The sequence below is a fragment of the Acidobacteriota bacterium genome (genome assembly GCA_028874215.1).
GTDB lineage: Bacteria > Acidobacteriota > UBA6911 > RPQK01 > JAJDTT01 > JAJDTT01.
Window position 1 is genome coordinate 1 of sequence record JAPPLF010000025.1, and the last position, 24,196, is coordinate 24,196.

Here is a 24,196-nt window from a genome sequence, read left to right on the forward strand (position 1 = left end):
CGAAACAATAACGGCTCTCACGTCCCTTGAATCGACTTGTTCAGACCTTCCTTAGCACGGCGCCGGCGTCTGACAGGTTTTTCGAACGGTCCCCGCAGGGGGAACCCACCCGCGCGTTGAACACATGGTCTTCCGCTCCTATGATGGAAAGCCGCCGATGCCTTGCCTATGAAGACGGAATTCAACTGGACACAGCCGCGGATCGTCGTCAAGAGGACCCTCCTCTCGCAGAAGCCGGCCGAGAACAGCGGCCTGATCGCGGCCGCCATCGCCATGGTCATCCTGTTCGTGACCATTCTGGTCTGGAGGGACTCTCCCGGCCTCATGCGACTCTCGGCCGCCGTGCCCTCCCGGGTCCTGGACGAGCACGAATATTGGCGGCTGTTTTCCGCTATGGCCGTCCATTCCGACTGGAAGCACCTGTTCTCCAATCTTCCCTTCGTGGTCTTCTTCGGCTACCTCCTTTACGGCTATTTCGGGTTCGGAGTCTATCCCTTGGGCGTCACCGTTCTGGGCGCCCTCACCAACTACCTCTCGCTACTGACCTATCCCCCCGAGGTTCACCTGGTGGGGGCATCGGGCATGACCCACGTGATGGGCGGATTCTGGTTGACCGCCTATATCCTGGTGGAGCGGAGCCTCCCCATGAAGAAACGCGTGCTGCGAAGCCTGGGTGTGGCTCTGATCCTCTTCCTGCCCTCGGCTGTTCAACCGGAGATCAGCTACCGGGCCCACGCCATCGGACTGTTGCTGGGCATCGTCGCGGCGGCGGTCTTTTTCCAGCGCTACAAGCGCCGGATCCGGGCGGCGGAAGTCCTGGAGATCGAGGAAGATGACGACGCCTCCGGGCTGGTCGTCATGTGACCGTCCGGCCTCTCCCGGGATGCAGGGACGGTCGAATGCCGTGACGACGTTCACCACGGGCTGGTATACTCGGCCCGTTCCTGCCTTGATTCTTCGAGGCTTGGGGAGGTGCTGGAATGAAGGTGATCAAGTTGGCTCAGGTGCCGCCCCCGAGTGTGAAGGTCGACGCGACGGTGCTTTCGGCCGCCATGTCCATGCGGAACGCCAGGATCGGCGCCGCCGCCGTCCTGGAGGGGGACGAACTGGTCGGAATCTTCTCCGAACGGGATGTCATGGTGAGAGTCGTCGTACCGCGGTTGGATCCCGAAGCCACGACCGTTCGCGATGTCATGACCACGGCCGTGCAGACGGTTGGGGAAGAGGCGGAAGCGGGAGAAGCCCTGGAACTCATGGTCGCCCGGCACATCCGGCACCTGCCGGTGGTGAACTCGGAGAATCGCGTCACCGGACTCTTGTCGGTTCGCAATCTGCTCCAGCATCACATCGAGGAACTGGCGGATCAGCTGAATTCCCTGGAAGCCTACTTCAGCGCGGACGGCCCGGGCGGGTAGCCCTTTCCGGCCGGAGCCTCCCCGATCCCGGTCCCTCGCCTCTCTTTCCTCATTTCCCTTTTCTCGCGCTGGTCTACGACGTATGCTTCGGGTCGGCTTTCGAAGAAACGACGCACAGGAGGAGTAGATGAAAGGGCGTTTTCCACTATCCATCGGCTTGCTGGTCCTGCTCACGCTGGGGTCGGCCGAGTCCCGTCCCTCCAGCCATGGCCAGAAGATGAAACCTCTGGACATCGGCTCCAACTTGGAACTCTTCGTCGACGATTACCTGATCGAATCCATGAAGGGAGTGCGGCTCCAGCTTCAGGAGGCGCGGCCGGCGGGGACCGTCCTTGAGTTCGACAAACCGTGGGAGGGGACCACGTCGCTCTACCACACCGTTTTCAAGGACGGCGACCTCTACCGCATGTACTACCGCGGCAGCAGTCATGCCGGCTACACCTTTCCCAAGTTCGTGGGTCCCGGCGAGACGGTGATCCCCGAGCACGAGGAGGTTGCCTGCTACGTCGAGAGCCGCGACGGCATCACCTGGACCCGGCCGTCTCTGGGACTCATCGAGTTCGAGGGATCCAAGGACAACAACATCGTCTGGATCGGCAGGGGCAGCCACAATTTCGCTCCCTTCAAGGACGGCAACCCGGAAGCGGATCCGGCGCAGCCTTACAAGGCGTTGGCGGGCGGGCCGCTGCTGGCGCTGGCTTCGACCGACGGTATCCGCTGGACCAAGATCCAGGAGGAGCCGGTCATCAGCGACGGGGCGTTCGATTCGTTGAACGTGCCCTTCTGGGATCCGGTCCGGCAGCTCTACGTTGCCATCTACCGTGATTTCACGGACGGAGTCCGCAGCATGAAGTGCGCCACTTCCGAGGATTTCATCCACTGGACGAAAGGGGAGTGGGCCGACTACGGAGACGCGCCGCGGGAGCACTTTTACACCAACGCCACCCAGCCCTATTTCCGCGCTCCCCAGATCTATCTGGCCTTTCCCAAGCGTTTCGTTCCCTGGAGGACCTACCACGACAACGCGGCGGGGGCCGGCGTCTCCGACGCCGTTTTCATGACCAGCCGCGACGGGGTGCACTGGGACCGGCGGTTTGGGGAAGCCTTCATTCGTCCGGGGCGGGATCCCAAGAACTGGGTGCATCGGACCAACATGGTCTCTTCCGGCGTCGTTCCCACGGGTGACGACGAGATCTCCCTTTACGTGGCCCGGCACTACACTTCACCCAGCGCCCACCTGGAACGAATGACGGTGCGCATGGACGGGTTTGCTTCCCTCCGTGCCGATTACCAGGGAGGGGAGATGGTGACCAAGCCCTTCGTCTTCAAGGGAGACGACCTGGTCTTGAACTTTTCCACGTCGGCCGCGGGAAGCATCCGGATCGAGGTCCAGGACATGCATGGCCACCCGGTGCCCGGGTTCGCGCTGGAAGACTCGCCCCTGGTCTTTGGAGACGAGGTCGAGCACACGGTCAAGTGGGACCGGGGCCACCCGAAGGCGAGACGGGATACCCTGAACCGGATCGCCGGCAAGCCGGTTCGGCTGAGGATCGTGATGCGGGACGCGGATCTCTACTCCCTTCGCTTCCGTTAGTCCGATAGGTGCCGCCGCAATTTGGGATATGGACCGGTAAGGAGAAAAAGCCATGAGAATGTTCGTACAAGGTGAGTGGACCGAGACCCCGCAACTGATCGAAGTCAGGAATCCTTACGACGACTCGGTGGTGGACACCGTCCCCAAGGCCGGGGCCGCCGACGTGGACGCGGCGTTGGCGGGCGCCGTCGAGGGGGCCCGCGTGATGCGGAACATGCCTGCTTACGACCGGTCGCGAATCCTGACCAGGGCGGCGGACATCATGGAGGAGCGGACCGAGGAACTGGCCCGGACCATCAGCTCCGAGGAGGGCAAGATCCTGGCGGAAGCACGGATCGAAGCGGTACGCGCGGCCGAGATCATCCGGCTTTCGGGTGAGGAGGCCAAGAGGATCACCGGCGAGGTGCTCCCCCTCGACGCGGCCCCCGGTTGCGCCGGACGCCTCGGCTTCACGCTCCGGGTGCCCTGCGGCGTGGTGGCGGCCATCACGCCGTTCAACTTTCCGTTGCACCTGGTCTGCCACAAGGTGGGACCCGGACTGGCCGGCGGCAACGCCGTCGTGGTCAAGCCGGCCACCGACACGCCCCTGTCGGCCCTCAAGCTGGTGGAGATCCTGCTGGAAGCGGGGACGCCGCCCCAGGCCCTGGCCTGCCTGACGGGTCCCGGCAGCGAGGTGGGCGACTTTCTCTCGGGCGACCCTCGAGTCCGCAAGATCAGCTTCACCGGCAGCTACGAAGTGGGGGACCACATCTGCCGGGTTGCCGGAATGAAGAAGGTCACCATGGAACTGGGGTCCAACGCCCCGCTGTTGGTTATGGACGACGCCGATCTGGACAAGGTGGCCGCGGCCACGGTGGCCACCGGATACGCCAATGCGGGACAGGTCTGCATCTCGGCCCAGCGGGTTCTGGCAGCGGACCGGATCTACGACGATTTCCTGGATCGTCTCAAGACGGGCGTCGAGAACATTCGCATCGGAGATCAGCTCCAGGACGGGACCACCATGGGGCCGCTGGTTCGGGAATCGGACGCCATCCGCGTGTCCAACTGGATTCAGGAAGCCGCGAACGGGGGAGCCCGCCTGCTCACCGGAGGAGCCCGCAACGGGGCCCTGGTGGAACCGGCCATCCTGGCCGACGTGGACCCGGCCATGAAGATCAGTTGCGATGAGCTCTTCGGCCCCGCCGTGGCCGTGAATCGCTTCGACGACATCGACCAGGCCATCGACATGGCCAACGACACCCGCTACGGCCTTTCGGCGGCCATCTTCACCCAGGACATCGACCGGGCCCTGCGATTCGCCCAGGAAGTGGACAGCGGCAACCTGCACATCAACTGGGGCACCCAGTGGAGGGCCGACCTCATGCCCTACGGAGGCCTCAAGGACAGCGGCATGGGCAAGGAAGGCCCCCGTTACGCCGTGGAAGAGATGACCGAGTCCAAGATGGTCGTCGTCCACCTCGACGGCTAAGGGGAGCGGCGGCTTTCTTGCCGCCGAGGGAGCGGAGCGACCCAGGAGCGGCGGTTTTCCTACCGCCGGGAGCGGCGACATTCCTGTCGCCGATTGGAACGGCGGCTTTCCTGCCGCCAATAGGGGGGGTAGCGGGACGGCAGTCCCCCCTATACGATTTCCGGCCCCTACATTATCCCGAAAATGTCACAGACCCCCGGAATGTGACATCGTCACATCCGGACCAGTGCGAAGTTTCGGTGTAACGGACAACTGCACGCCAAGCGCACCAAGGACCTTCATAACAGTTCCGATCCGAGGATCGCGTTCACCGGACAGTGCTTTGTACAAGCTTTGGCGTGCCAAGTTGGTCTTTGCAGCGATCAATGTCATGCCGTTGGCGCGAGCAACATTGCCAAGGGCCTTAACAAAGAACTCGGGATCGTTTTCTTCGAGAGCGGCCTTCAGGTATTCAATGACTACGTCATCGTTATTGAGAAGTTCAGCGCTATCCCAAGGCGAATAAGTCTCCTTGCTCATGATCCCTCCTCAGAGTTCGCCCGCCATTTGATGAGCCCGCCGTATATCTCGGGTCTGGCTCGACTTGGCACCGCCACACAGCAAAATCACCACCGTCATCTTCCGAATCGTGTAGTAGACCCGGTAACCCTTGCCGACGGGAATGCGCATTTCGCTGACGCCCTTGCCCACGGTTCTGTGATCACCGAAATTGCCTTCCTCGATACGATCTATCCGAACGATAATTCGTGCTTGGGCGCGCTTGTCGCGTAGTCCCTTCAACCAACGGAAAAAGGTCGTACTTCTGACGACCGAGAAACCCACGTAGCGATTGTCTCCAATTGGAGACAATCAGTCAAGAAGCTCGACCCTGCCAGAGCTGTGACCCGGTCGTTGCGCGACTCACTACCTCAGCCGGAGCTGAATGCCGGCATAGACCAGGCGCGGGATGCCCAGTGAAGGCAGCGGCGTCAGCCGCACCACGTAATCCCGGTCCAGAAGGTTCTCCACGGCCAGAAAAATCTCCAACGATTCGCCCAACGGTTTTCGTACGCTGGCGCCCAGGAGGAAGAAGCGCTCCAGAACCATGGTGTTGCGATCGTCCTCGAACTGGTCCCCGACCCATCGTCCCTGTAGCGAGGCCGTGAACGGCCCGTCGTAACGGACCTCCGCCGTGAGCTGATGGCGGGGGACCTGGGGGAGCCTCAGCCCCGTCTCCCGGACCTCGGTCCGGGCGTAGAGATAGCCCATCCGCAGGCTCCACGGCAAGTCTCCCTGCAGCCCCGTCTCCAGCTCCAGACCCCGGACCCGCACCTGCCCCAGATTCTGCCGCTGCCGCTGAATGAACCGGGGACCCACTGAAATCGTGGCGTTCCCCACCGGGTCCCGTAGCGAGTTCCAGAAGCCGTTGATCCGGACCAGCACGGCGCCCGACGGATGCAAATCCGCTCCCAGCTCTCCCCCCCAGAGGTGCTCCTCGCCCAGATCGGGATTCTCGGCGGTCAGGACGTTGCCCACCCGGAAGGGGCGATAGAGCTCGTTCAGCGTGGGAGCCCGGAATCCACGGTAGGCCGAGCTGCGCAGGGTCAGCCACCGGGCGCCCCGCAACAGGATGCCCAGGCGGGGATTCAGCGAGGTCTCGGTGGTGCGGCCCTGCCACCAGTCCGTCCGGGCTCCGAGCTGCAGGTCCAGCCGGTTGTGGACGGGAACGGTCTGCTGGACGAACAGGCCGGCCAGGTTCTGCACCCGGTCCTGCCAACTGACTCGTCTCCAGTCGGTCCCCACCAGCAGTTGACCCCGCGGATTCCAGGTCAGCGACCCTCCGGTGCCCAGCGTGGGAAACTCCTGCCGGGCGGTCACGAATTCCTGGGAGCGGCCGGGAAGAATCCGGGAGAAGGTGTTCTTGAAGAGGCCCGACTGGACGTAGAAGCGGCCCTGCCAGGCATCGCCCTCGACTCCCGTCTCCAGGAGTGCGATCCGGGAATTGTTCTGCTGGAGATGAGTCCCGTTGCTGCGCCGTTCGCGAAAAGTGTTGACGCCGACGTGGAACCGCTTGTAGGAGACCCGGCCGAAGAAGGTCTCGAACCGGCTGTTGGCCGGCGTGTCCACCTCTCCCCGGAGCGCCTCGTCGATGATGAAGAACCCGTCGGTGTCCAGGACCCGCGCCGAGGCCAGATATCCCCAGTCTCCCACCTGGTCCGACGCGGCCAGATCCAGGTCGGCGTAGCGGTGGTCCCCCAGCACGCCCCGGACGTCCAACCGGCGCTGGTTTCGGGCCGGACGAAGCTGGATGGTCCCTCCCAACCCGGTGCTCCCGTACAGCGGACTCGTGGCTCCCCGCACCACCTCCACGCTGTCCAGGGCCGTGCGGGGTATCCGGTTCCAGTAGACCCATCCGCCGAAGGGATCGTTCCAGGGGATGCCGTCGAACAGGACCAGCGTGCGGCTGGTTCCTGAGGGGCCGATGCCCCGCAAGGAGACGCCCTGGGTCGTGGGATGGGAGATCATGCTGCTGCTGCGCCGAAAGAGGCTGAACCCGGGGATCTGGCGCAGAGCGTCGTCCAGGACCAGAGCCGGAGACTCGCGCAGTTCCTCCCGGGAAAGGACGGTGACCAGAGCGGTACTCTCGAGGAGAGGCTGCTCCTGCCGGCTCGCCGTGACGACGACGGTCTCGTGAGAACCCTTCGGCGTCTCCTCTTCTGATGGTTCCTTCTCCTGAGGAGGAGTCAGGAGAGCGAACAGAGCCAACGGTAGCCAGAGCATGGGAACGCCGGAAGATTCTGAATTCTAGGTGGACCCTTTTGTACGCTCGTCTGCGTGGTCAATCGGACTTCACCTGAAAGGCGTAAAGGTCCGTGTCCCGCAAATGGAATCGAATTCGCAGGCCGGCCTCCCGTCGAGGGACCAGATCCGCTCCGCTCCCCCAGGTGACGGCGTGGCGCAACGAGTCGCCGCGGACCGGATTGCACTGTCGCGCCCCGTATCCGGGAATCACGTTGCCGTCCTGGTCCAGGATCTCCGCCCGGAGATCGCCCCCCACCCGGGCGTTGACGGTCAATCGGCCGCCGCGAGTCTTAAGGAGCCTGGTCGTGACCGATCCTTCCCCCGGCGCCGTCAGCGAGACGAATCCGTCCAGCCGCAAGGTGGCCAGGCCGGTGGCCCTCTGGATCCGCCGGCCGTCCCGGACCCAGCCCTCTTTCACCTTCCGGATGGCGTCCACGGTGTAGGGCATGTTCTCGCCCCAGTAATAGCACCAGATCCGCTCGCCGTGCACCACGGGAGCCACCGGGATGCTGAGCTTGCTGTCCCAGGCCGGATCCTCTCCCCGCTCCAGCACAAACGACCCGGGAAAGGGCCGGCTCCAGTGGACCCCGTCCCGGCTCACGGCCAACTCGGCCGCCGCCGCGACGAACTCCGTCGTCCCTCTCTGGAAGACCCAGAGCCAGCCCAGGTAGAGGTCCTCATAGAGGAACGCTGCCAGTCCCTTGAAGTGAAGATCGGGTTCGTCTGTCGCAGGAGCCATCACCGTCTCGGGCTCCGACCAGGTGACGAAGTCGGGACTGACGGCCCGTCCTACCGTATTCTGCGCGGCGCGCATCCGCACGTAGAAGACGTAGCGCCGGATGCGCGGATCCCAGCCCAACAGGTTGCCGTTATGAGGCCGCCGGAACCACGGCTTCCCGTCGCCGTTGAGATTCCAGTGGACTCCGTCGGCCGAATAGGCCTTGGTGATGGCCGGCTGTCCGTCGAAGACGTCCACGTAGGTCATCTTGAACCGGCGCTGCGGATCCGGATCGTGGAGGTCCTTGATGACGTTGGCCCGCCTCATCCAGTTGACGCCCCGGGGAATGAGATTGTTGTCACTGGAACCCTCCCAATCCACTTGACCCAGATTCGGCTTGCTCCAGTCGGCGCCGTCCTTGGAAACGGCGTAGGCCACCTTGTACCGGAACCCGCCCGGCGCCCCCTCTTCCATGTGGGAGGCCATGTACCACATCTTGAACTCGCCGGTCTCCCGGTCGAAGAGGACGGCCCTCCCGTTGGGTGAGATCAGCCACCGTTCCCAGGGACGGTCCCCCACCAGGACCGGATTGCCGGGATGACGTTCCAGCCGGTTCAGCCGGCGGGTCACTCCCCGGGTGGACTCCACGGCATGGTCGTCGATGAACAGCTGTTTCCGTTCGCCGATCTCTACACCGGCAGCAGGGGAACCGGGGAGGATGGAGGTGACGGAGACGGCGAGGATCGACACCGTCAGCATGACTTTCATTCGAGAAGACATGTGGAAACCCTCCGTGACGCGCCTGTTCCGGCTCGGCCGAAGTCTACCACCGCTCCGTCACCGGGGTGATAAGATGCCCGGACGGAGGGCACGGGAGAGGCATGAAATTCGGAGTCGCCGTGACCACTTCGGTCACGCCGGCAGTCACCGCTGGAGCTCAGGCCGAATACGTCCGGAGAATGGCCGGGGCCATCGAGGACGCCGGATTCGACTCGGTCTGGGTCAGCGACCGGACCCTGTTCCCGGCGGATCTGGCCCGGCGTTATCCGGACCGGTTCGGTCCCGGCAAGGCCAGTCCGGACGCTCAGAACGTCCTGGAGTCCCTGGCCACCCTCAGCTTCGTGGGAGGCTCCACCCGCCGGTTGCGCCTGGGCGTCAGCGTCCTGGTTCTTCCTTTCCGGAATCCCCTCTTGAACGCCAAGATGATCACTACGCTGGACGTCCTCTCCGGCGGACGCGTGATCTACGGTGTGGGCGTGGGTTGGATGCCGGAAGAATTCGCCTCCATGGGTGCGCCCTACCACAGGCGGGGAGCAGTCACCGACGAGCACATCGAGATCTTCAAGGCCGCCTGCGCCCAAGAGGTTCCGGAGTACCGGGGAAAGCACTTCCGCACCTCGGGGATGGTCTTTTTCCCGCGGCCGGTGCAGGAACCGCATCCCCCCATCTGGGTGGGTGGGAATTCCCGCTTCGCCCTGCGCCGGAGCGCTCGTCTGGGGGATGCGTGGCACGGGATCCGGCTCTCTCCCCGCCAGGTCGGGGAGGCCCGGCAGGACCTGGCTCGAATCTGCCGCGCAGAGGACCGCGACCCGCGGACGGTGGGCGTCACCCTGAGACACACGCTGGTGCTGGGGGACGCCCGTTTCAACGGCAACGGAGATCGGCTCCACCTGACCGGCACCGCGGCGCAAGTCCGCGACGACATCCGCCGCTATGGCGAAGCGGGACTCGACTACCTGGTCCTCTCGGTGGATGCTCCGAGCACCCGGGAGACCCTGGATGCGGTCCGCCGGTTCGCGGACGAGATTCTGAGCGAAGAACAGGAGTAATCAGGTCATGAAAAGATTTTCGCCTTGGACGATGGTGCTGCTCCTGCTCGTAGCGGACGCCGCGGCCGGTCAGAGGCCGTCCGGTTGGAGAGCGGGGGTGGCCAGTGTGCCCATCACCCCCAAGGAACCCATCTGGCTGGCGGGATACGGGTCGCGGACGCGCCCTTCGGGAGAGGTCCTTCAGGACATCCACGCCAAGGCCCTGGCCCTGGAGGATGAGACCGGTGCAGTCACCGTCCTGGTGACCATCGACCTGCTGGGATTCAGCCGCCTTCTCTCGGACCAGGTCGCGGAGCGGGCCTGGCAGGAGTTCGGGCTGAGCCGGGACCGCCTCGGCCTGAACTTTTCCCACACCCACAGCGGGCCCGTCACCGGGGAGGTCCTGCGCCCGGCCTACCCGTTGGAAGAGGAGCACCTCCAGGTTGTCCGCCGCTACACCCGCCGGGTCCTGGACGAAATCGTGAAGGTGATCGGCCAGTCCATGGAAAGGCTCTCGCCGGCCCGGCTCTCCTTCGGTCAGGGGTCGGCCGGATTCGCCGTCAATCGCCGCCGGGCGCGGACCGGGAAACGCCATCTGCCCGGCCCGGTGGACCACGATGTCCCGGTCCTGGCCGTGCGTGGCGTCGACGGCGGGTTGCGGGCCGTGGTCTTCGGATACGCCTGCCACGCCACGGTCCTGTCCGGCTATCAGATCAACGGAGACTGGCCCGGGTTCGCCCAGGAATCGGTCCAGGAGAAGCATCCCGGCGCCACCGCGCTGTTCGTCACCGGCTGCGGAGCCGACGCCAACCCCTTGCCCCGCCGGTCGGTGCAGATGGCCCGGCATTACGGACAGATCCTGGCCTACGCCGTGGATTTGGTGCTGGACACAGAGATGGCGCCGGTCCGGGGACCGCTCAAGAGCGCCTTCGAGCGGGTGGCGATCCCCTTCAGCAAGCCCCCTTCCCGCCGTGAGCTGGAAGCCCGGGTCGGACGGGATTCGGGAATGGCCAGGCGCCACGCCCAATTCCTCCTGGACAGAATCGAGCGGGAGGGGAGGCTGCCCGACAGCTATCCGTACCCGATTCAGGTGTGGCAGTTCGGGAACGACCTCACCCTGATCCATCTGGCGGGCGAGGTGGTGGTCGAATATTCCCTGCGGCTCAAGGGGGCTCACGGATGGGACAGGGTCTGGGTGGCCGGCTACTCCAACGAGGTCTTCGCCTACATCCCGTCCCTGAGGGTCCTCAAGGAGGGCGGCTATGAAGGGGCGGGCGCCATGATCCCGTATGGGCAATCGGGTCCCTTCAGAGCGCCGGTGGAAGAGATCATCGTGGAAAAGGTGGGCGAACTCGTGAACCGCGGAGCGGCGGCTTTCTAGCCGCCGAACAGGAACGGCGATTTCCAATCGCCGAACTCCCGGCGCAGCCATGGCGCAGCACAGAATGGGCGATCTGCAATTCCTCTCTCCAGGTCGCCCCTCCATACCAGGGCGGTAGAATCGGATCATCCGTGAAGCCGAGCTCGATTCTCTTTCGCATCAACCGTTGCATCATCCTGTTTGCCGTGGCCGCTTTAGGCGCCTGCCGCCCGGGCTCCGAGACCGGTCCGTCCCCAGGACCGCCGGACCTCGAAAAGCGAGAGCTCCGTCCCGGGCTGGCCGCCCGCTACGAAGACGGACGGCATCGCGTTCACCTGGTGACGCCGGCTCCCCATTTCTACCTGGAGGAAGGGGAGTCCCTGCATCCTTCTCTGGAACGCGGTTTTCAAGCCGAATGGACGGGCATCCTTTCGATTTTTGAGACGGGCCGCTATCGATTCGAGGTCGGCGGCCAGTTGGAGGTCGGCGGCAAGGAGGTTGGAGGCGAAGGCGTCACCCTGGCTCCGGGCCGGCATCGCATTCGGCTCAGGTTTCGCCGTTTGCCGGGGCCGGCCCAACTCCGGCTGCTCTGGGAATCGGAGCATTTTCCGCTGGAGCCGGTCCCTTCCCGGGTCCTGTTCCACGAATCGGAAAGCGCGCCCGGTTGGGACCAGGGCCCGGTCGAACGGGGCCGGGACCTGGTGGAGAACCTGGGGTGCGTCAACTGCCACGCAAGCGGGTCCGAGTCCCTGGATCACCGCCGCGGACCCGGCCTGCACGCCGCCGCCCGCCTGGACCCTGCGTGGCTCCGCCGTTGGCTGCTTGATCCCGCAGCGGTCCGGCCCGAAGCGACCATGCCGGCGCTGCTGGACGAGGCGGAAGCCAGGGACGTCACGGCCTACCTCGCTTCGCGGCCGGTCACCGGCCCGCCGGACCGGGTCCCGGACCGGCCGGCCGTGGACACCGCCCGGGGACGCGGCCTCTACGCCTCTTTGGGGTGCGCCGCATGCCACACGCCGGAGAGTCATGCCCTGGACGGCATCGGGTCCAAGATGTCCGCCGCCGGTTTGGCCGCCTACCTGAAGGACCCCTCCCGCCACCATCCGGAAAGCCTCATGCCTTCACTGCATCTGGATGACACGGAGGCGTCTCGTATTGCCGCCTACCTGACCGATCCGGTACCGGATTCTCCGGAAGAGCCGCTGACGGGCGGCGACGCGGGCCGTGGAGAGGAACTGATCCGGTCCCGGGGATGTCTCTCCTGTCACCGGATGGAAGACCGGGAACAACCCGCCGTTCCGGATCGCGGGCCGGCCGTGGCCCATCTCTCCCTCGATGGAGGATGTCTGGCGGAAAACCCTGGTCCCACTCTTCCCCGGTACCGGCTGGATGGAGAACAGCGGCAGGCGATTCGAGAATTCATTCGCGTTCAACAACGATTCCCCGATGTCAGTCCCGCGCCGGTCTACGACTTCTACCGGCGGATCCGCCGGCTTCGCTGCACCGCCTGTCACGTCATGGACCACTTCGAAGGCGGGCAGCCGGCCGGGGCGCCGGTCTTGACTGCGGCGGGGGAGAAGCTGCGGCTCGAATTCCTGAAGGAGGCGCTCCTGGGCAGGGTCGGCCTGCGGAGTTGGATTCCCCTGCGCATGCCCCGGTTTTCCCGAGACCAGGTGGAGCCGCTGATCCACGGGTTCGCCAAGGCTTCGGGCCTCGACCCATCGGCTCCCGCCGTGGAGTCGGTCGTGTCCCAGCAGGATACGAACAAGGGACTGACGCTGTTGGGGAAGGATTCGGAGGGGAAGAGCCTGGGCTGCATCGGCTGTCATGACTGGGCGGACTACCGGGCGCAGGGGGAGCGGGCGCCCCAGTTGGCCCGGGCCGCGGATCGCCTCCGCTATCCGTGGTACCGGCGTTTCATGTTGAATCCGGCCCGGATCCTGTCCGGGACCTCGATGCCGGAGCACTTCACGGACATCGCGCCGGAGGAGAGGGAAGTGAGCATCCGGAGGATCTGGGGAGCCCTCGGCGTCGGCTCGGGCGGCCGGTTCCTCCCCGGTCTGGATCCGGCGCCCGATCCCTGGCCGGCCGAAGCCCGTCCGGATCCTTCCCAAGGGGCCGTCGTGGTCCGGACCGTCATGCCGGAGGCGACTCCGGCGGCCATCGCCGTGGGCCTGCCCGGCGGCCTCTCCTACTGCTTCGACGCCGGCCCGCAACGTCTTCTGTATGCCTGGAGGGGGGCGTTCCTCGACCTCGAGGCCACCCTGCAACGGAAGACCGGTGACGATGGCTTCACTCTGACCCCCCGGATCCCGGGGACGCGCTTTTTCCGGTCGACCCGTTTCCCGTTCCGGCTGGCGGATTCCGGACGCATTCCTGAAACGCGTTTCAAGGGCTACCGCCTGCGGGACGGCGTCCCGGAATTCCAATACTCGGTGGGCGGAGCGGAGGTCTTCGAACTCATTCGCCCCAGCGAAACGAATGGCGGGTTCCGCTGGCGGTTCCGGATCGAACGGGTCCAGGTTCCGCTTCGTTTCGACGCGGGAGTCGAAGGTCCGATTCGAATCTCGGCGAGCCGGGGTGCCGTGGAGAAGGACAGCGTTCGGATTCGCATCGACGGGGACGCCCGATTCGAGATCCTGGTCGGGAGCAAAAGGGAATGAGAGAGACCGGCGCCCTGGCCCTGCTCTGCCTGGCGGCGGCGTGGATCGTTCCCTGCTCCGCCTGGGCGCAGGTTCCCCGGGAGTGCTACCGGATCGAGACCGTAAAGACTCCGCCGGGAGTGGCGCCGGAGGTGGGCGGGATCGATTTCGACCGGCGCGGCCGGCTGGTGGCCTGTTTTCGCCGCGGGGGCCTCTTCCGCCGGGATCCGGACTCGGGCCGCTGGAGCCGGTTCGCCACCGGACTGCAGGTCCCGCTGGGAATCGTCGCGGGGAAGCCGGGGGAATACTTCGTGGCCCAGCAGTCCGAGTTGACGCGGATCGTCGACACCGATGGAGATGGCCGGGCCGATCTCTACCAGACCCTCAGCGACGAATGGGGAATATCGGGCAACTACCACGAGTATGCCTACGGCCTGGTCCGGGACGGGGAAGGGAACTTCTACGTGGGGTTGGGACTGGCCTCGGGTTCGAGCCGGCACAAGTTCTCGGGCCGGGGGCCGGCGACGACCCGGAGCCTGGTCGCCGAAAACCCCAAACCCGGAACCGTGGCCCGGTTGCGGCACAATTCACCCGTTTCCTACCGGGGCTGGGTGATCAAGATCACCCCCGGCGGAAAATTCGTGCCTCTCGCCTCCGGTTTCCGGCAGCCCAACGGCCTGGGGTTCAACCGGGAGGGGGCGCTGTTCGCCACCGACAATCAGGGAGGCTGGATCGGGACGTCTCCTCTTCACCATGTCACGCCCGGATCGTTCTATGGACACCCCTCCTCGCTGAATTGGCATCCGGACTTCCAGGGCATCAATCCCGTGGACATCGAGGTGGAGAACTTGGCGCGCCGGCGCAAGCCGCCGGCCGTCCAGATTCCTCAGAACGACATGGCCGGATCGCTGGGACAGCCCTTGGAGGACCGCACCGGAGGCCGGTTCGGTCCGTATGCGGGCCAGATGTTCATCGCCGACTGGACCTATCCCCGGATTCACCGGGTCTTTCTGGAAAAAGTGGAAGGGACCTGGCAGGGGGCCTGCTTCCCGTTCATCGAGGGGCGCGGGTTGCGCAAGGGAAACATGCGTCTGGCCTTCTCTCCGAAGGGAGATCTCTACGTGGCGCAGACCTCACGGATCTGGGGAATCGGAGAGGGATTGCAGCGGATGGCCTGGACGGGAAAGATCCCCCTGGACATTCAGGAGATGCGCCTGAGCGAATCGGGGTTCGACCTCGTATTCACCAAGCCGGTGGACCCGGACACGGCGGCGCTCGCCGACGACTACTCCCTGTTCCACTACTACTACCGGTACCACGGGGAGTACGGGTCTCCCAAGACCGACGTGACGCCGGTCCGGATCGAGAAGGTGTCCCTATCCGACACTGGACGCCGGGTTTCGCTCCACCTTTCGGATCCGTTGTTGACGGGACGTGTATACGAACTGCGTCCGGGGCAGGGAATTCGTTCCCAAGACGGCGAACCCCTGGTGACCAGGCTGGCCGCCTATACGGTGAACCGGCTCCGTGTGGGTGCCGAGTGAGGCAGAGCTCCCCATTTGTTCTGCTTCGGAATTTCCGATATTCTGAATATACGTAAAGTCAACGTCTGCAGGTTCGAAAAGGGAGGGTTGGAATGCAGGAAACGTTGGTCGTGTCCAGTCGTGGCCAGATCACTCTGCCGGCTGTATTGCGGAAGCGCTTTGGAATCAAACGTGGTGATGTCCTGATCCTGGAAGATCGTGGCAATGAAATCGTACTCAAACCTGGTGTGGTGCTTGAGGTCGAATATTTTAGCGACGAACAAATCGCCGAGTGGGACGCCGCGGACGTGCTTTCAGACGAGGAGCGGGCCCGCATCCTCGATAAATTCAGCGGATCGGAATGAGGCTATTTCTTGACGCCAATGTTCTGTTTACTGCGGCAAACAATCCTCGGGGGAAAGCCGCACTGGTGATAGAGCTCTCCAGGCAAGGGCATTGGGAGATCTCTTCCAGTGCATACGCAATAGAGGAGGCCCGGCGAAATCTGGAACGGAAACTTCCCGAGTTCGTGCGGAACCTGGACGCGTTCTCGGATGTTCTGCAAATTGCTCCTCATGCGGTCGGACTTGAGTTTCCCCATTGGCTCCCAACGAAGGACCAACCCATTTTTCTGGCAGCCGTCACGTGTCGGGCCACCCACCTGCTGACCGGGGACCTAAAGGAGTTTGGTGCGTTCATGAACCAACCGGAAAAAACCTCCGGTATTCGAATCCAAACGGTGGCCAGTTTCCTCGATCGTCTTTGAATCCAGCCGGGCTGAGCGATTCGCCCAATGCCTTGATCGATCGACAGACGCGAGATGCGGGCCGAACCTCGGTGGCCTGCCTTCGGTGCCGGCTATTGGGTCTCGCCCGGCCTGCCGGTCACGGAGGCAGTCGAGGGCTCGGACCAGGATCGGACGTATTCCCTCTGTTCCCGGGTTTCCGGCGATATGGGGTGATAGTCGTTTTTTTCCATTCCCCGCCACCACTCGGCGATCCGCCTCAGGGCTTCGCCGCCCGTCCTCCCGTGCCGGACCAGCCAGCAGCCCACCGTGGTCCCGGTTCGTCCCACGCCGCCCCAGCAGTGAACGTAAACCGTCCTGCCATCGCCGAGAGCGGCGTCGACGGCGTCGAGGATCTTGACCATCCGCTGCGGGGAAGAGGGGACGTTCAGGTCGACGATGGGATGCCGCTCCCATCCGATTTCGAGGCCGCGTCGACGGGCCTCCCCGGCGATGATTCCGGAGTACGGCTCCAGCTCACCCTGCTCCGTCAGGTCGATGAAGTGGTCGATTCCCGCATCCAGCAGCTTGCGGACTTTTTCGGCCGCCCAGGCCCGGTCCCAATGGCCAGGGTACTCTCCCGCCGCGAAACGGCCTGGCCGAATCCAGTAGCTGTTCTCCATGGGACGGTCTTGGCCGTCGTCGATGGACATTCCCGATGACTTCCTCTGCCGCCGGTCAGGGCCAGAGCCAGCCGAAGGTTCCGGCCGTCAGGAGGGAGTAGATCGCGCCGTCGAACATGGTGCGCAGCGTGGCGCCCCAGCCCCGGTGCCACCAGATGGCGCTCTGCAGGATCGCCAGCGAGTAACCGGCGAATGCGACGACGCTGACCATCTTGAAGACGGCCATGTAGTCGGCGCCGGGTCCGATGTGCAGTCCGGCGGCATATCCGGCGAAGACTCCGACGAGCACGCAGTAGGCGAACCACAAGGCGAGGCTCTTGCCCATGTTCACGGGCCGGTTGGAAAGCACCGTCACCAGGGCAACCGGTCCCCTGTTGGTCTTCTCGACGAATTCCGGCGAGTTCATTTCCTTCGGGTCGGCGGCGTGCGGAATGCAGTAGTCGCCTGGCGGGATCTTGAACGGCCGGAGGGCATCCATCACCGCGGCCTCGTCGGGAACCGGTCCCACGTCCGACCGGTGATACCGAAGCACCATGTGAATGATGGAGCTGACGATGAAGACCAGCACCGCCGAAAGCAGCACCGGCAGCCAGAGTGAAACGACCGAAACCATATCGACCTCCTCTCGGTCCGGATTTGTCCTGATCGGCCGGCGACCGATCAGTAGAGAACGCTCACCAGGATGTCCTTCAAGCGCGGCGCCGGGCCGGCCGGGACAAGAATGCGGAAGTGATTGTATCCCGTCTGCAATTGGGTGGGCGAGATGGAATAGCGGAGTTCGTCCTGGACCCTCTCCGCAGCTTCCAACCGATGACCATTCACTGATATCCGAACTGCCGTCCCCGGGTCCAGGTTTTCCAGTTGCACGCGTGCCTGCACGTTGGGACGGTTGCCGATGACCGCGTGGTTCAGCGACCGGTCGGCCAGGTACATGGGGACGGTGTAGGTCTTGTCCGGTTCCAGCAACAGTGGGGAAAGTGGAGAAACAGGCTTCTGCGCCTTGTATTGTTCGAAGTCGTGGATGTACCGCTTGAAGGATTCCCGTCCCACCGGGTCCAGGCTGTAGAGCTTGTCCAGCCTCTCCAGGCCATTCGGGTCTCCGAGTTCGCGGTATTTCCGGTCGTGGTCCTCGTCGGGAAAGAGATTGAAGAGGTAGATCCCGTCCGCCCCCTGTTTCCAGGCCGTCAGGGCCTGCGCCCGGAAGGACTCCAGTGATTCGCGTTCCTCTCCCATCATGGACCTGCGGATGCACGGATAGACGGGAACGCCGTAACGGTGAGCGAGCCGGATGGTCTCCTCCCAGGGCGCCAGAGCCACCTCGCCGATGATCACCAGATCGACCAGGTCTTCGCGGAGCCAGGTCACCAGGTCCAGACCCATGTCGTGGTTCAATTCGGGCGAGTCCATGACCCGGACTGCGATCAGCAGGGGCCGTCCCCGCTCCCGGGCCCGGGCGTCGGCCATCCTGCGGACGCGACGCATCAGCCGGGTCATGGAATCCGTTTCTGCCGGCGTGACCGGTTCTCCCCAGGCGTAGGTCTTGAAATAGGGAGGATGGCGCCAAAAATCGAGTTCCAGGCCGTCCAGGTCGTAGTTGGAGGCCATCTCCTCCAACACCTGGAAGGTCATGTTCCGGATCGGCTTCCAACTGAAATCGGCGCCGGACCAGTAGCCGTAGGGCGGCGGCTTCCGGGAGGAACCGAAAAGAGTGCGAGAGTGTTTCCGCTTGAACTTGGAACCCAGGACCGAAAACCGGTCGCTGCTGTCGTGCACGTCGTTCATGCGCAGGGTGGCGAAGATCTCGACTCCCTCTTTCCTGCAGTATTCCGTCACGATCTCCAACGGGTCCGTCCCCTGTTCGGCGAATTCGCCGACCGGGTTCCGAAATCCCTCTCTCGGGAGATCCCGAACCAGGAGCTCGGCGACTTCACTGCGATGGGTGTAGGCGCCGATGCTCTGGGTGGTGCAGTAGAAGATGGAGTCGACCTGGGTTCCCATGACGGGGATGGTGCGCCGCTCCAGTAGATTTTGCGGCGTGGCCGGCAGGTCCGAGGGAAAGAAGAGAGCATCGTCTCCGTCGTTGTTGAAGATGAGGCGCCGCTTGCGCCACCGGGCCTTGTGCCTGAGATCTTCGATCTCCCCAGCGCCGCAAACCGTGTCTTTTTCGGCAGGTTGTTCCAATCCCGGCGACGAAGCCGCCGGAGAGCAACCCAGGATCGGAACCAGCAGCAGAGCCGCCGCGGCGATGCGGGGCCCAATATGAAGCAATCTCATGAGAACCGGGGTGAATTCTCTCATTTTTGTGCGCCCCGGGACTACGGAATGAGTTTTGCGGCCGCAGTCGGTAGTAAACTGGGCGTGAAGACCACGGTACCCGGAGTCTGTTTGCAATGAGAATATCCCCCGTTCTTCCGGTCCTGGTGGCCTGTTTGCTGCCGCAGGCCGGCTGCGGGCCGTCGAGCGAGGCGGACCCGTCCGACTGGCCGGTCTACCTGGGGGACGCCGCGGCCTCCCACTTTTCCCCGTTGGATCAGATCAACCGGAACAACGTGCACCGGCTCCGTGTCGCCTGGACCTACAACACCGGGGACAAGTCCGAGTTCAGCCAGATCCAATGCAATCCCCTCGTCGTCGGGGGCCGCCTGTTCGCCACCTCGCCGCAGTTGAAGGCCTTCTGCCTGGATGCGGCGACGGGCCGGGAGATCTGGGTGTACGATCCGGTCGAGGAGGCGGGGCTCAGCACGCTGGGCGTGAATCGGGGCCTCGTCCACTGGGAACGCGGGTCCGAGGCGAGGATCTTCTATACCGCCGGAAATCTCCTCTTCGCCCTGGACGCCGCAACCGGGCTCCCGGTCCCCACCTTTGGGGACAATGGCCGAATCGACCTGAGGTTCGGCTTGGGCCTGGAAGACCCGGAAAAGTTCTGGGTCGTCTCCACCTCGCCGCCGGCCCTGTTCCGGGACCTCCTCATTGTCGGCAGCCGGGTGGGGGAGGGTCCCGGAGCCGCGGCGCCCGGTCACATCCGTGCCTTCGACGCCCGCACCGGCCGGATCCGGTGGACCTTCCACACGATTCCCAGGCCGGGCCAGGAGGGATACGAGACCTGGCCGCCGGACGCCTGGACCTACGCCGGCGGCGCCAACTCCTGGGCGGGGATGACGGTCGACGAGAAGCGCGGAATCGTCTTCGCCTCCACCGGATCGCCCTCCTTCGACTTCTGGGGCGGCGACCGGAAGGGGAAGAACCTCTACGGCGACTGCGTCCTGGCCATCGACGCCGTTACGGGCAAGCTCCGGTGGCACTACCAGACCCTGCACCACGATCTCTGGGACCGGGACCTGCCCGCTCCTCCCAACCTGGTCACATTGGAGCGGGAGGGCAAGAGGATCGATGCCGTCGCCCAGGTCACCAAGTTGGGAGTCGTCTTCGTTTTGGACCGGGACACCGGCGAACCTCTGTATCCGGTGGAAGAGAGGCCGGTTCCCGCGTCGGATCTGGAAGGGGAGCAGGCGTGGCCCACGCAGCCGTTTCCCCTCAAGCCGCCCCCTTTCTCCCGCCTGTCCTTCACCGAGGCGGATGTCACGGACCTCTCCCCCCGCGCCCGCCAGGCCGTGCTGGAACGCTATCGCCAGGTGCGGACGGGCCACATCTTCGAGCCCCCCAGCACGCAGGGGACGCTGGTCTTTCCCGGGTTCAACGGCGGCGCCGAATGGGGCGGCGCGGCCTTCGACGCCTCCAGCGGCCGGTTGTACGTCAACTCCAGCGAGATCCCGTGGATTCTGACCATGATCCCGACCAAGGATCGCCAGCTTCCGGAGCCGTCGGTTGGATCCCGCGTCTACCAGGTCCACTGCGCCGGCTGCCATGGGGACCGCCGGCAAGGGAGTCCGCGCGGCAACAGTCCACCCCTCCCCTTGGAGCAGGTCTATCCGCGAAAGGAGACCCGGGACCTGATACGGCTGGGAATCGGCCGGATGGACGCCATGCCCCAGCTCAATGACTCGGAGCTGGATGCGGTGGTCGATTTTCTCGCCGGCGCCGATGCCGACAACGTCCCGCCCTGGGCCGTTACGGAAGGCGAGGTTCCCTACACTTTCTCCGGATACAATCATTTCCTGGATCCCGACGGATACCCGGCCATCAAGCCTCCGTGGGGCCAGTTGACGGCCATCGATCTCAACGCGGGGACCATTGCCTGGCAGGTGACGCTGGGCCTGTACGACGAACTGATGGAGCGTGGGATTCCACCCACTGGAACCGAGAATTTCGGCGGTCCCGTGGTCACCGCCGGCGGCCTGCTCTTCATCGGAGCCACCGCCGACGAGCGGTTCCGGGCGTTCGACACCGATAGTGGAGGGATCGTCTGGGAGACCCGGCTTCCGGCAGGGGGCTACGCCACTCCCGCCACCTACGCGATTCGGGGCCGGCAGTACGTGGTCATTGCCGCCGGTGGAGGAAAAATGGGCACCCCAGCCGGAGATGCCTACGTGGCCTTCGCGCTGCCCGAGGCAACCGAAACCCGCAAGCGGGCTAGCGGCGGACCAGCCTCACGAAACCCTTGAAGCCTTGTCCCTTGAGTTTTCTCAGGCGCTTGTTCGCCGCCTCTTTCGTTCCGCCCGCAACGACGACCCGGTAGAGTTTCGAACTCCCGCGCCGAAACGGCCTCACCTCGACGCGGTGCCCCTTCTGCTTGGCGGCCCAGGCCAGAGTCTTCGCGTTCGCTTCAATCTTGAAGACTCCGATCTGAATTTCGTACGCACCCCTCGCCGGTGCGGGTCTCGACTCGGCGGTGCGGCTACTCCGTTTCGGGCGTTTTCGCTTTCCACCGGGACCGTCGATGACGGTGAGGCGGACTCGAACCGTGCCCGCTCCGATCATCTGGATCTCCGACGCGGCGGCTCTGGAAAGATCGATGATGTACCGGGCGGTAAACGGCCCCCGGTCGTTGATCCGGACCTGTGTGGACCTTCCGTTCCGGAGATTCCGGACGTTGACCCAGGTGCCGAACGGCAGCCGCGTATGGGCGGCGGTCATCTTGTTCATGTCGTAGGTCTCGCCGTTGCTGGTCTGGCGCCCGTGGTAGGGATGCCCGTACCAACTGGCGATGCCGACCTCGGACCACCCTCTCTTGGCTTCCACGGGCGGCGGGAGCTTGATTTTCTTGCGCCCGCCGCACCCACTGAGGGCGACAACGGCCGCCAGCAGAGCGCAGAGCCGGACGCCCGGAATCGCCGGTTTCCGTCGGAGAGTTCCTGGTGGTGGCGAGGTTCGGCCCGGTGCGTGCTGTGTTACCATTCTTTTCTTCGTGCTGGAGCAGATGCCGCTGGTCGATGACCTCAATGGACGTTGGGGGTCGGAAATCGCCGGATCGACGATTTGCCCGCCTCGCAACCTGCCGGTGACTCGGCCCGCCGGAACCACTCCAGTTCCGGAACCGGTGAGACACATGCTGAATTCGAGAGAAATCTACTGGACGACCCCGACGTTCGGGACCCCTCTTCCGGTCGCCAGGGTCCCAGGATGAACCGGGTGAGCAAGGACCTGGAAATCACGCTCGGGATCGAGGAGGAATTTTTTCTCGTCGACCCCGAGACCCGAGACCTGGTTGCCGATCCCGATCCGGCCATCTACGACGCCTGCGAGCGGAATCGAGGGCCGCACAAGGTGGTGACCGAGTTCCTCCGCTCCCAGATCGAGACCAACACCCGGGTCTGCGCTTCCGTCGCAGAAGTCCGTGAGGCGTTGGTGGAGACCCGGCGCCTGGTGATCGAGGCGGCGTCGCAGCACGGCGCGGCGGTGCTGGCCGCGTCCACCCACCCCTTCGCGTCGTGGACGGCTCAGATGCCCACGCCCAAGAAAAGGTACGAGCGATTCGAGGTCACCTTCCAGGAGGCCGTGCGGCGGCTGCTCATCGGCGGCATGCACATTCACGCCGGCTTCGGCGATCCGGAGGAGCGGATCTGCGTCATGACCGCAATTCGCCAGTACCTGCCCCTGCTCCATGCGCTGTCCACGTCGTCCCCGTTCAACGCGGGAAATCTCACCGGATTGAAGTCGTATCGGCTCAGTCTGTTCGGCGTGCTCCCACGCACCAGCCTGCCCGGCCCCCTGTATTCCCGGGAGGAATACGATCAGCTCGTGGAGGACTACAAGCGCCTGCATTTCATCGAGGGCGCCAATGAGCTGTGGTGGGACATCCGGCCCGCCGACCTCCATCCCACGGTGGAGATGCGCATCTGCGACGTCTGTCCGCTCATCGACGATGCGGTCGGCATCGCGGCGCTCTACGCGTCGTTGATCCGGTGGCTGCTGCGGCAGCATCGAGCCGGCGCCCTGCCTCCGGAGCCGCGCACCGAGATCATTGCCGAGAATCGCTGGCTGGCGCAGCGCTACGGAGCCTTCGCGTTTCTCGGGGACACCCGCCATGGCGGACGCATGGACATCAATGACTACGCCCTGGGCCTGCTGGAGGAACTGGACGGCGACGCCGGCGCCCTCGGCTGCCGGGAGGAGTTGAGCCGCGTGTCCTCCATCATCCGTGAAGGCAGCGGCGCCGACCGGCAACTCGACCACTACCGCCTGGCTCGTCTGGAGGGGGCCACCAAGATGGAAGCCTTGCGTTCGGTGGTCGATCTGGTGATCGCCGAAACCGGCCAAGGCGTCGACGCGGACATTTGACGGCGTCTGCCGGCCAGGGTCCGCCGAGCGCGTCAGCCGCGGCCGACGAGGGGCATCTTGGTCGCCATCACGGTCATGAACTGGACGTTGGCCTCCAGCGGCAGGTCGGCCATGTAGACCACCGCGTTGGCGATGTCCTCCACATCCATGTAGGGCTCGACCATGACCGTCCCGTGCGCCTGCGGGAGTCCCTTCTCCGCCCTGCGGGTCATTTTCGTCAGCGCGTTCCCGATGTCGATCTGGCCGCAGGCGATGTTGTATTTTCGGCCGTCCAGGGAAGTGGACCGGGTCAGGCCGGTGATGGCGTGCTTGGTGGAGGTGTAGGGCGCCGAATTGACGCGGGGCACCTGGGCCGAGACCGACCCGTTGTTGATAATCCGCCCGCCCATGGGGTCCTGGCTCTTCATCATGCGGAATGCTTCCCGGGTGCAGAGGAAGGAGCCGGTCAGGTTGACATCGACCACGGCCTGCCACTGTTGGTAGGTCAGATCCTCCAGCAGAACCGCGGGAGCCGGGATTCCGGCGTTGTTGAAGAGGAGATCGAGCCGGCCGAAAGTTTCCCGGGTTCGCGAAAAGAGGTTCGAGACCGCTTCCGGGTCGCCGACGTCGGTGGAGACCGCCAGGGTTCGCGAGCCGCCGGTTTCCGCCAGGCGGGCCGTTTCTTCCAAGGCGTCGAGCCGCCTTCCCGCCAGAACCACACTGTATCCGATACGTAGCAGAGCCCAGGTGGAGTGCCGGCCGATTCCCGATCCGGCGCCCGTGACGACGGCGATCTTTCCTTCGTTCTTCATGGTCCAGG

20 protein-coding genes are annotated in these 24,196 nt (G+C 64.7%); 11 read left to right on the top strand and 9 right to left on the bottom strand.

Going from position 1 to position 24,196, the window contains the following annotated elements; translation table 11 throughout:
* Positions 1–168 precede the first annotated feature (168 nt).
* From OXT71_04635 to OXT71_04650, 4 genes are all read left to right on the top strand, one after another.
* Positions 169–864 carry a rhomboid family intramembrane serine protease gene (locus OXT71_04635; GenBank protein ID MDE2925668.1) on the top strand — a complete coding sequence of 232 codons (696 nt, stop codon included), beginning with the start codon at positions 169–171 and terminating at the stop codon, positions 862–864.
* A 116-nt stretch (positions 865–980) separates the two neighbouring features.
* Positions 981–1,415 carry a CBS domain-containing protein gene (locus OXT71_04640; GenBank protein ID MDE2925669.1) on the top strand — a complete coding sequence of 145 codons (435 nt, stop codon included), beginning with the start codon at positions 981–983 and terminating at the stop codon, positions 1,413–1,415.
* A 127-nt stretch (positions 1,416–1,542) separates the two neighbouring features.
* Positions 1,543–3,009, top strand: a complete 1,467-nt coding sequence (locus tag OXT71_04645; GenBank protein MDE2925670.1) for a hypothetical protein — start codon at positions 1,543–1,545, stop codon at positions 3,007–3,009.
* A gap of 52 nt (positions 3,010–3,061) precedes the next feature.
* Positions 3,062–4,480, top strand: a complete 1,419-nt coding sequence (locus OXT71_04650) for an aldehyde dehydrogenase family protein (protein ID MDE2925671.1) — start codon at positions 3,062–3,064, stop codon at positions 4,478–4,480.
* Positions 4,481–4,666: 186 nt separating this feature from the next.
* Here OXT71_04650 and OXT71_04655 read toward each other — a convergent pair whose 3' ends face one another.
* From OXT71_04655 to OXT71_04670, 4 genes are all read right to left on the bottom strand, one after another.
* Positions 4,667–4,999, bottom strand: a complete 333-nt coding sequence (locus OXT71_04655; protein ID MDE2925672.1) for a putative addiction module antidote protein — start codon at positions 4,997–4,999, stop codon at positions 4,667–4,669.
* A gap of 9 nt (positions 5,000–5,008) precedes the next feature.
* Positions 5,009–5,302: a type II toxin-antitoxin system RelE/ParE family toxin gene (locus OXT71_04660; GenBank protein ID MDE2925673.1), complete on the bottom strand. Its 294-nt coding sequence runs from the start codon at positions 5,300–5,302 to the stop codon at positions 5,009–5,011.
* Positions 5,303–5,383: 81 nt separating this feature from the next.
* The gene (locus OXT71_04665) at positions 5,384–7,240 is read right to left on the bottom strand and encodes a TonB-dependent receptor (GenBank protein ID MDE2925674.1); all 1,857 of its coding nucleotides are present in this window, start codon (positions 7,238–7,240) and stop codon (positions 5,384–5,386) included.
* Positions 7,241–7,298: 58 nt separating this feature from the next.
* Positions 7,299–8,759: a hypothetical protein gene (locus tag OXT71_04670; GenBank protein MDE2925675.1), complete on the bottom strand. Its 1,461-nt coding sequence runs from the start codon at positions 8,757–8,759 to the stop codon at positions 7,299–7,301.
* Between the two features lie 101 nt (positions 8,760–8,860).
* Between OXT71_04670 and OXT71_04675 the strand changes: the two genes are divergently transcribed.
* From OXT71_04675 to OXT71_04695, 5 genes are all read left to right on the top strand, one after another.
* Entirely contained in the window at positions 8,861–9,808 is a 948-nt protein-coding gene (locus OXT71_04675) for an LLM class F420-dependent oxidoreductase (GenBank protein ID MDE2925676.1), read from the top strand.
* Between the two features lie 7 nt (positions 9,809–9,815).
* Complete coding sequence (locus tag OXT71_04680) at positions 9,816–11,168, top strand: hypothetical protein (GenBank protein MDE2925677.1); 1,353 nt, start codon at positions 9,816–9,818, stop codon at positions 11,166–11,168.
* Between the two features lie 131 nt (positions 11,169–11,299).
* Positions 11,300–13,810, top strand: a complete 2,511-nt coding sequence (locus tag OXT71_04685; GenBank protein MDE2925678.1) for a c-type cytochrome — start codon at positions 11,300–11,302, stop codon at positions 13,808–13,810.
* The gene (locus OXT71_04690) at positions 13,807–15,333 is read left to right on the top strand and encodes a hypothetical protein (protein MDE2925679.1); all 1,527 of its coding nucleotides are present in this window, start codon (positions 13,807–13,809) and stop codon (positions 15,331–15,333) included. Before OXT71_04685 ends, OXT71_04690 begins: the two co-directional genes overlap by 4 nt.
* 92 nt (positions 15,334–15,425) lie before the next feature.
* On the top strand, positions 15,426–15,677 hold the full coding sequence (locus OXT71_04695; protein ID MDE2925680.1) for an AbrB/MazE/SpoVT family DNA-binding domain-containing protein: 252 nt from the start codon (positions 15,426–15,428) through the stop codon (positions 15,675–15,677).
* A gap of 493 nt (positions 15,678–16,170) precedes the next feature.
* Here OXT71_04695 and OXT71_04700 read toward each other — a convergent pair whose 3' ends face one another.
* Genes OXT71_04700 through OXT71_04710 form a run of 3 tightly spaced genes read right to left on the bottom strand, consistent with a single transcriptional unit; the run spans position 16,171 to position 19,017 of the window.
* Positions 16,171–16,749 (bottom strand): protein-tyrosine phosphatase family protein, encoded by a 579-nt coding sequence (locus OXT71_04700; protein MDE2925681.1) that lies wholly within the window; start codon positions 16,747–16,749, stop codon positions 16,171–16,173.
* A gap of 25 nt (positions 16,750–16,774) precedes the next feature.
* The gene (locus OXT71_04705) at positions 16,775–17,332 is read right to left on the bottom strand and encodes a hypothetical protein (GenBank protein MDE2925682.1); all 558 of its coding nucleotides are present in this window, start codon (positions 17,330–17,332) and stop codon (positions 16,775–16,777) included.
* Between the two features lie 47 nt (positions 17,333–17,379).
* The gene (locus tag OXT71_04710) at positions 17,380–19,017 is read right to left on the bottom strand and encodes a hypothetical protein (GenBank protein MDE2925683.1); all 1,638 of its coding nucleotides are present in this window, start codon (positions 19,015–19,017) and stop codon (positions 17,380–17,382) included.
* Positions 19,018–19,109: 92 nt separating this feature from the next.
* Between OXT71_04710 and OXT71_04715 the strand changes: the two genes are divergently transcribed.
* Positions 19,110–21,281, top strand: a complete 2,172-nt coding sequence (locus tag OXT71_04715; GenBank protein MDE2925684.1) for a PQQ-binding-like beta-propeller repeat protein — start codon at positions 19,110–19,112, stop codon at positions 21,279–21,281.
* Here OXT71_04715 and OXT71_04720 read toward each other — a convergent pair.
* Positions 21,250–22,014, bottom strand: a complete 765-nt coding sequence (locus OXT71_04720) for a septal ring lytic transglycosylase RlpA family protein (protein ID MDE2925685.1) — start codon at positions 22,012–22,014, stop codon at positions 21,250–21,252. The genes OXT71_04715 and OXT71_04720 overlap by 32 nt on opposite strands.
* A gap of 234 nt (positions 22,015–22,248) precedes the next feature.
* Here OXT71_04720 and OXT71_04725 point away from each other — a divergent pair, with 234 nt between their 5' ends.
* A complete protein-coding gene (locus tag OXT71_04725; GenBank protein MDE2925686.1) occupies positions 22,249–23,397 on the top strand; it encodes a carboxylate-amine ligase in 1,149 nt (382 codons plus the stop codon).
* Positions 23,398–23,429: 32 nt separating this feature from the next.
* Here OXT71_04725 and OXT71_04730 read toward each other — a convergent pair whose 3' ends face one another.
* Positions 23,430–24,188: an SDR family NAD(P)-dependent oxidoreductase gene (locus tag OXT71_04730; GenBank protein MDE2925687.1), complete on the bottom strand. Its 759-nt coding sequence runs from the start codon at positions 24,186–24,188 to the stop codon at positions 23,430–23,432.
* Between the last annotated feature and the right edge of the window lie 8 nt (positions 24,189–24,196).

What these genes read in the sequence shown, in the direction of transcription:
- OXT71_04635 (MDE2925668.1), top strand. Translation starts at nt 169, where the DNA reads ATGAAGACGGAATTCAACTGGACACAGCCGCGGATCGTCGTCAAGAGG.
- OXT71_04640 (MDE2925669.1), top strand. Translation starts at nt 981, where the DNA reads ATGAAGGTGATCAAGTTGGCTCAGGTGCCGCCCCCGAGTGTGAAGGTC.
- OXT71_04645 (MDE2925670.1), top strand. Translation starts at nt 1,543, where the DNA reads ATGAAAGGGCGTTTTCCACTATCCATCGGCTTGCTGGTCCTGCTCACG.
- OXT71_04650 (MDE2925671.1), top strand. Translation starts at nt 3,062, where the DNA reads ATGAGAATGTTCGTACAAGGTGAGTGGACCGAGACCCCGCAACTGATC.
- OXT71_04655 (MDE2925672.1), bottom strand. Translation starts at nt 4,999, where the DNA reads ATGAGCAAGGAGACTTATTCGCCTTGGGATAGCGCTGAACTTCTCAAT.
- OXT71_04665 (MDE2925674.1), bottom strand. Translation starts at nt 7,240, where the DNA reads ATGCTCTGGCTACCGTTGGCTCTGTTCGCTCTCCTGACTCCTCCTCAG.
- OXT71_04670 (MDE2925675.1), bottom strand. Translation starts at nt 8,759, where the DNA reads ATGTCTTCTCGAATGAAAGTCATGCTGACGGTGTCGATCCTCGCCGTC.
- OXT71_04675 (MDE2925676.1), top strand. Translation starts at nt 8,861, where the DNA reads ATGAAATTCGGAGTCGCCGTGACCACTTCGGTCACGCCGGCAGTCACC.
- OXT71_04680 (MDE2925677.1), top strand. Translation starts at nt 9,816, where the DNA reads ATGAAAAGATTTTCGCCTTGGACGATGGTGCTGCTCCTGCTCGTAGCG.
- OXT71_04690 (MDE2925679.1), top strand. Translation starts at nt 13,807, where the DNA reads ATGAGAGAGACCGGCGCCCTGGCCCTGCTCTGCCTGGCGGCGGCGTGG.
- OXT71_04695 (MDE2925680.1), top strand. Translation starts at nt 15,426, where the DNA reads ATGCAGGAAACGTTGGTCGTGTCCAGTCGTGGCCAGATCACTCTGCCG.
- OXT71_04700 (MDE2925681.1), bottom strand. Translation starts at nt 16,749, where the DNA reads ATGTCCATCGACGACGGCCAAGACCGTCCCATGGAGAACAGCTACTGG.
- OXT71_04705 (MDE2925682.1), bottom strand. Translation starts at nt 17,332, where the DNA reads ATGGTTTCGGTCGTTTCACTCTGGCTGCCGGTGCTGCTTTCGGCGGTG.
- OXT71_04710 (MDE2925683.1), bottom strand. Translation starts at nt 19,017, where the DNA reads ATGAGAGAATTCACCCCGGTTCTCATGAGATTGCTTCATATTGGGCCC.
- OXT71_04715 (MDE2925684.1), top strand. Translation starts at nt 19,110, where the DNA reads ATGAGAATATCCCCCGTTCTTCCGGTCCTGGTGGCCTGTTTGCTGCCG.
- OXT71_04720 (MDE2925685.1), bottom strand. Translation starts at nt 22,014, where the DNA reads ATGGTAACACAGCACGCACCGGGCCGAACCTCGCCACCACCAGGAACT.
- OXT71_04730 (MDE2925687.1), bottom strand. Translation starts at nt 24,188, where the DNA reads ATGAAGAACGAAGGAAAGATCGCCGTCGTCACGGGCGCCGGATCGGGA.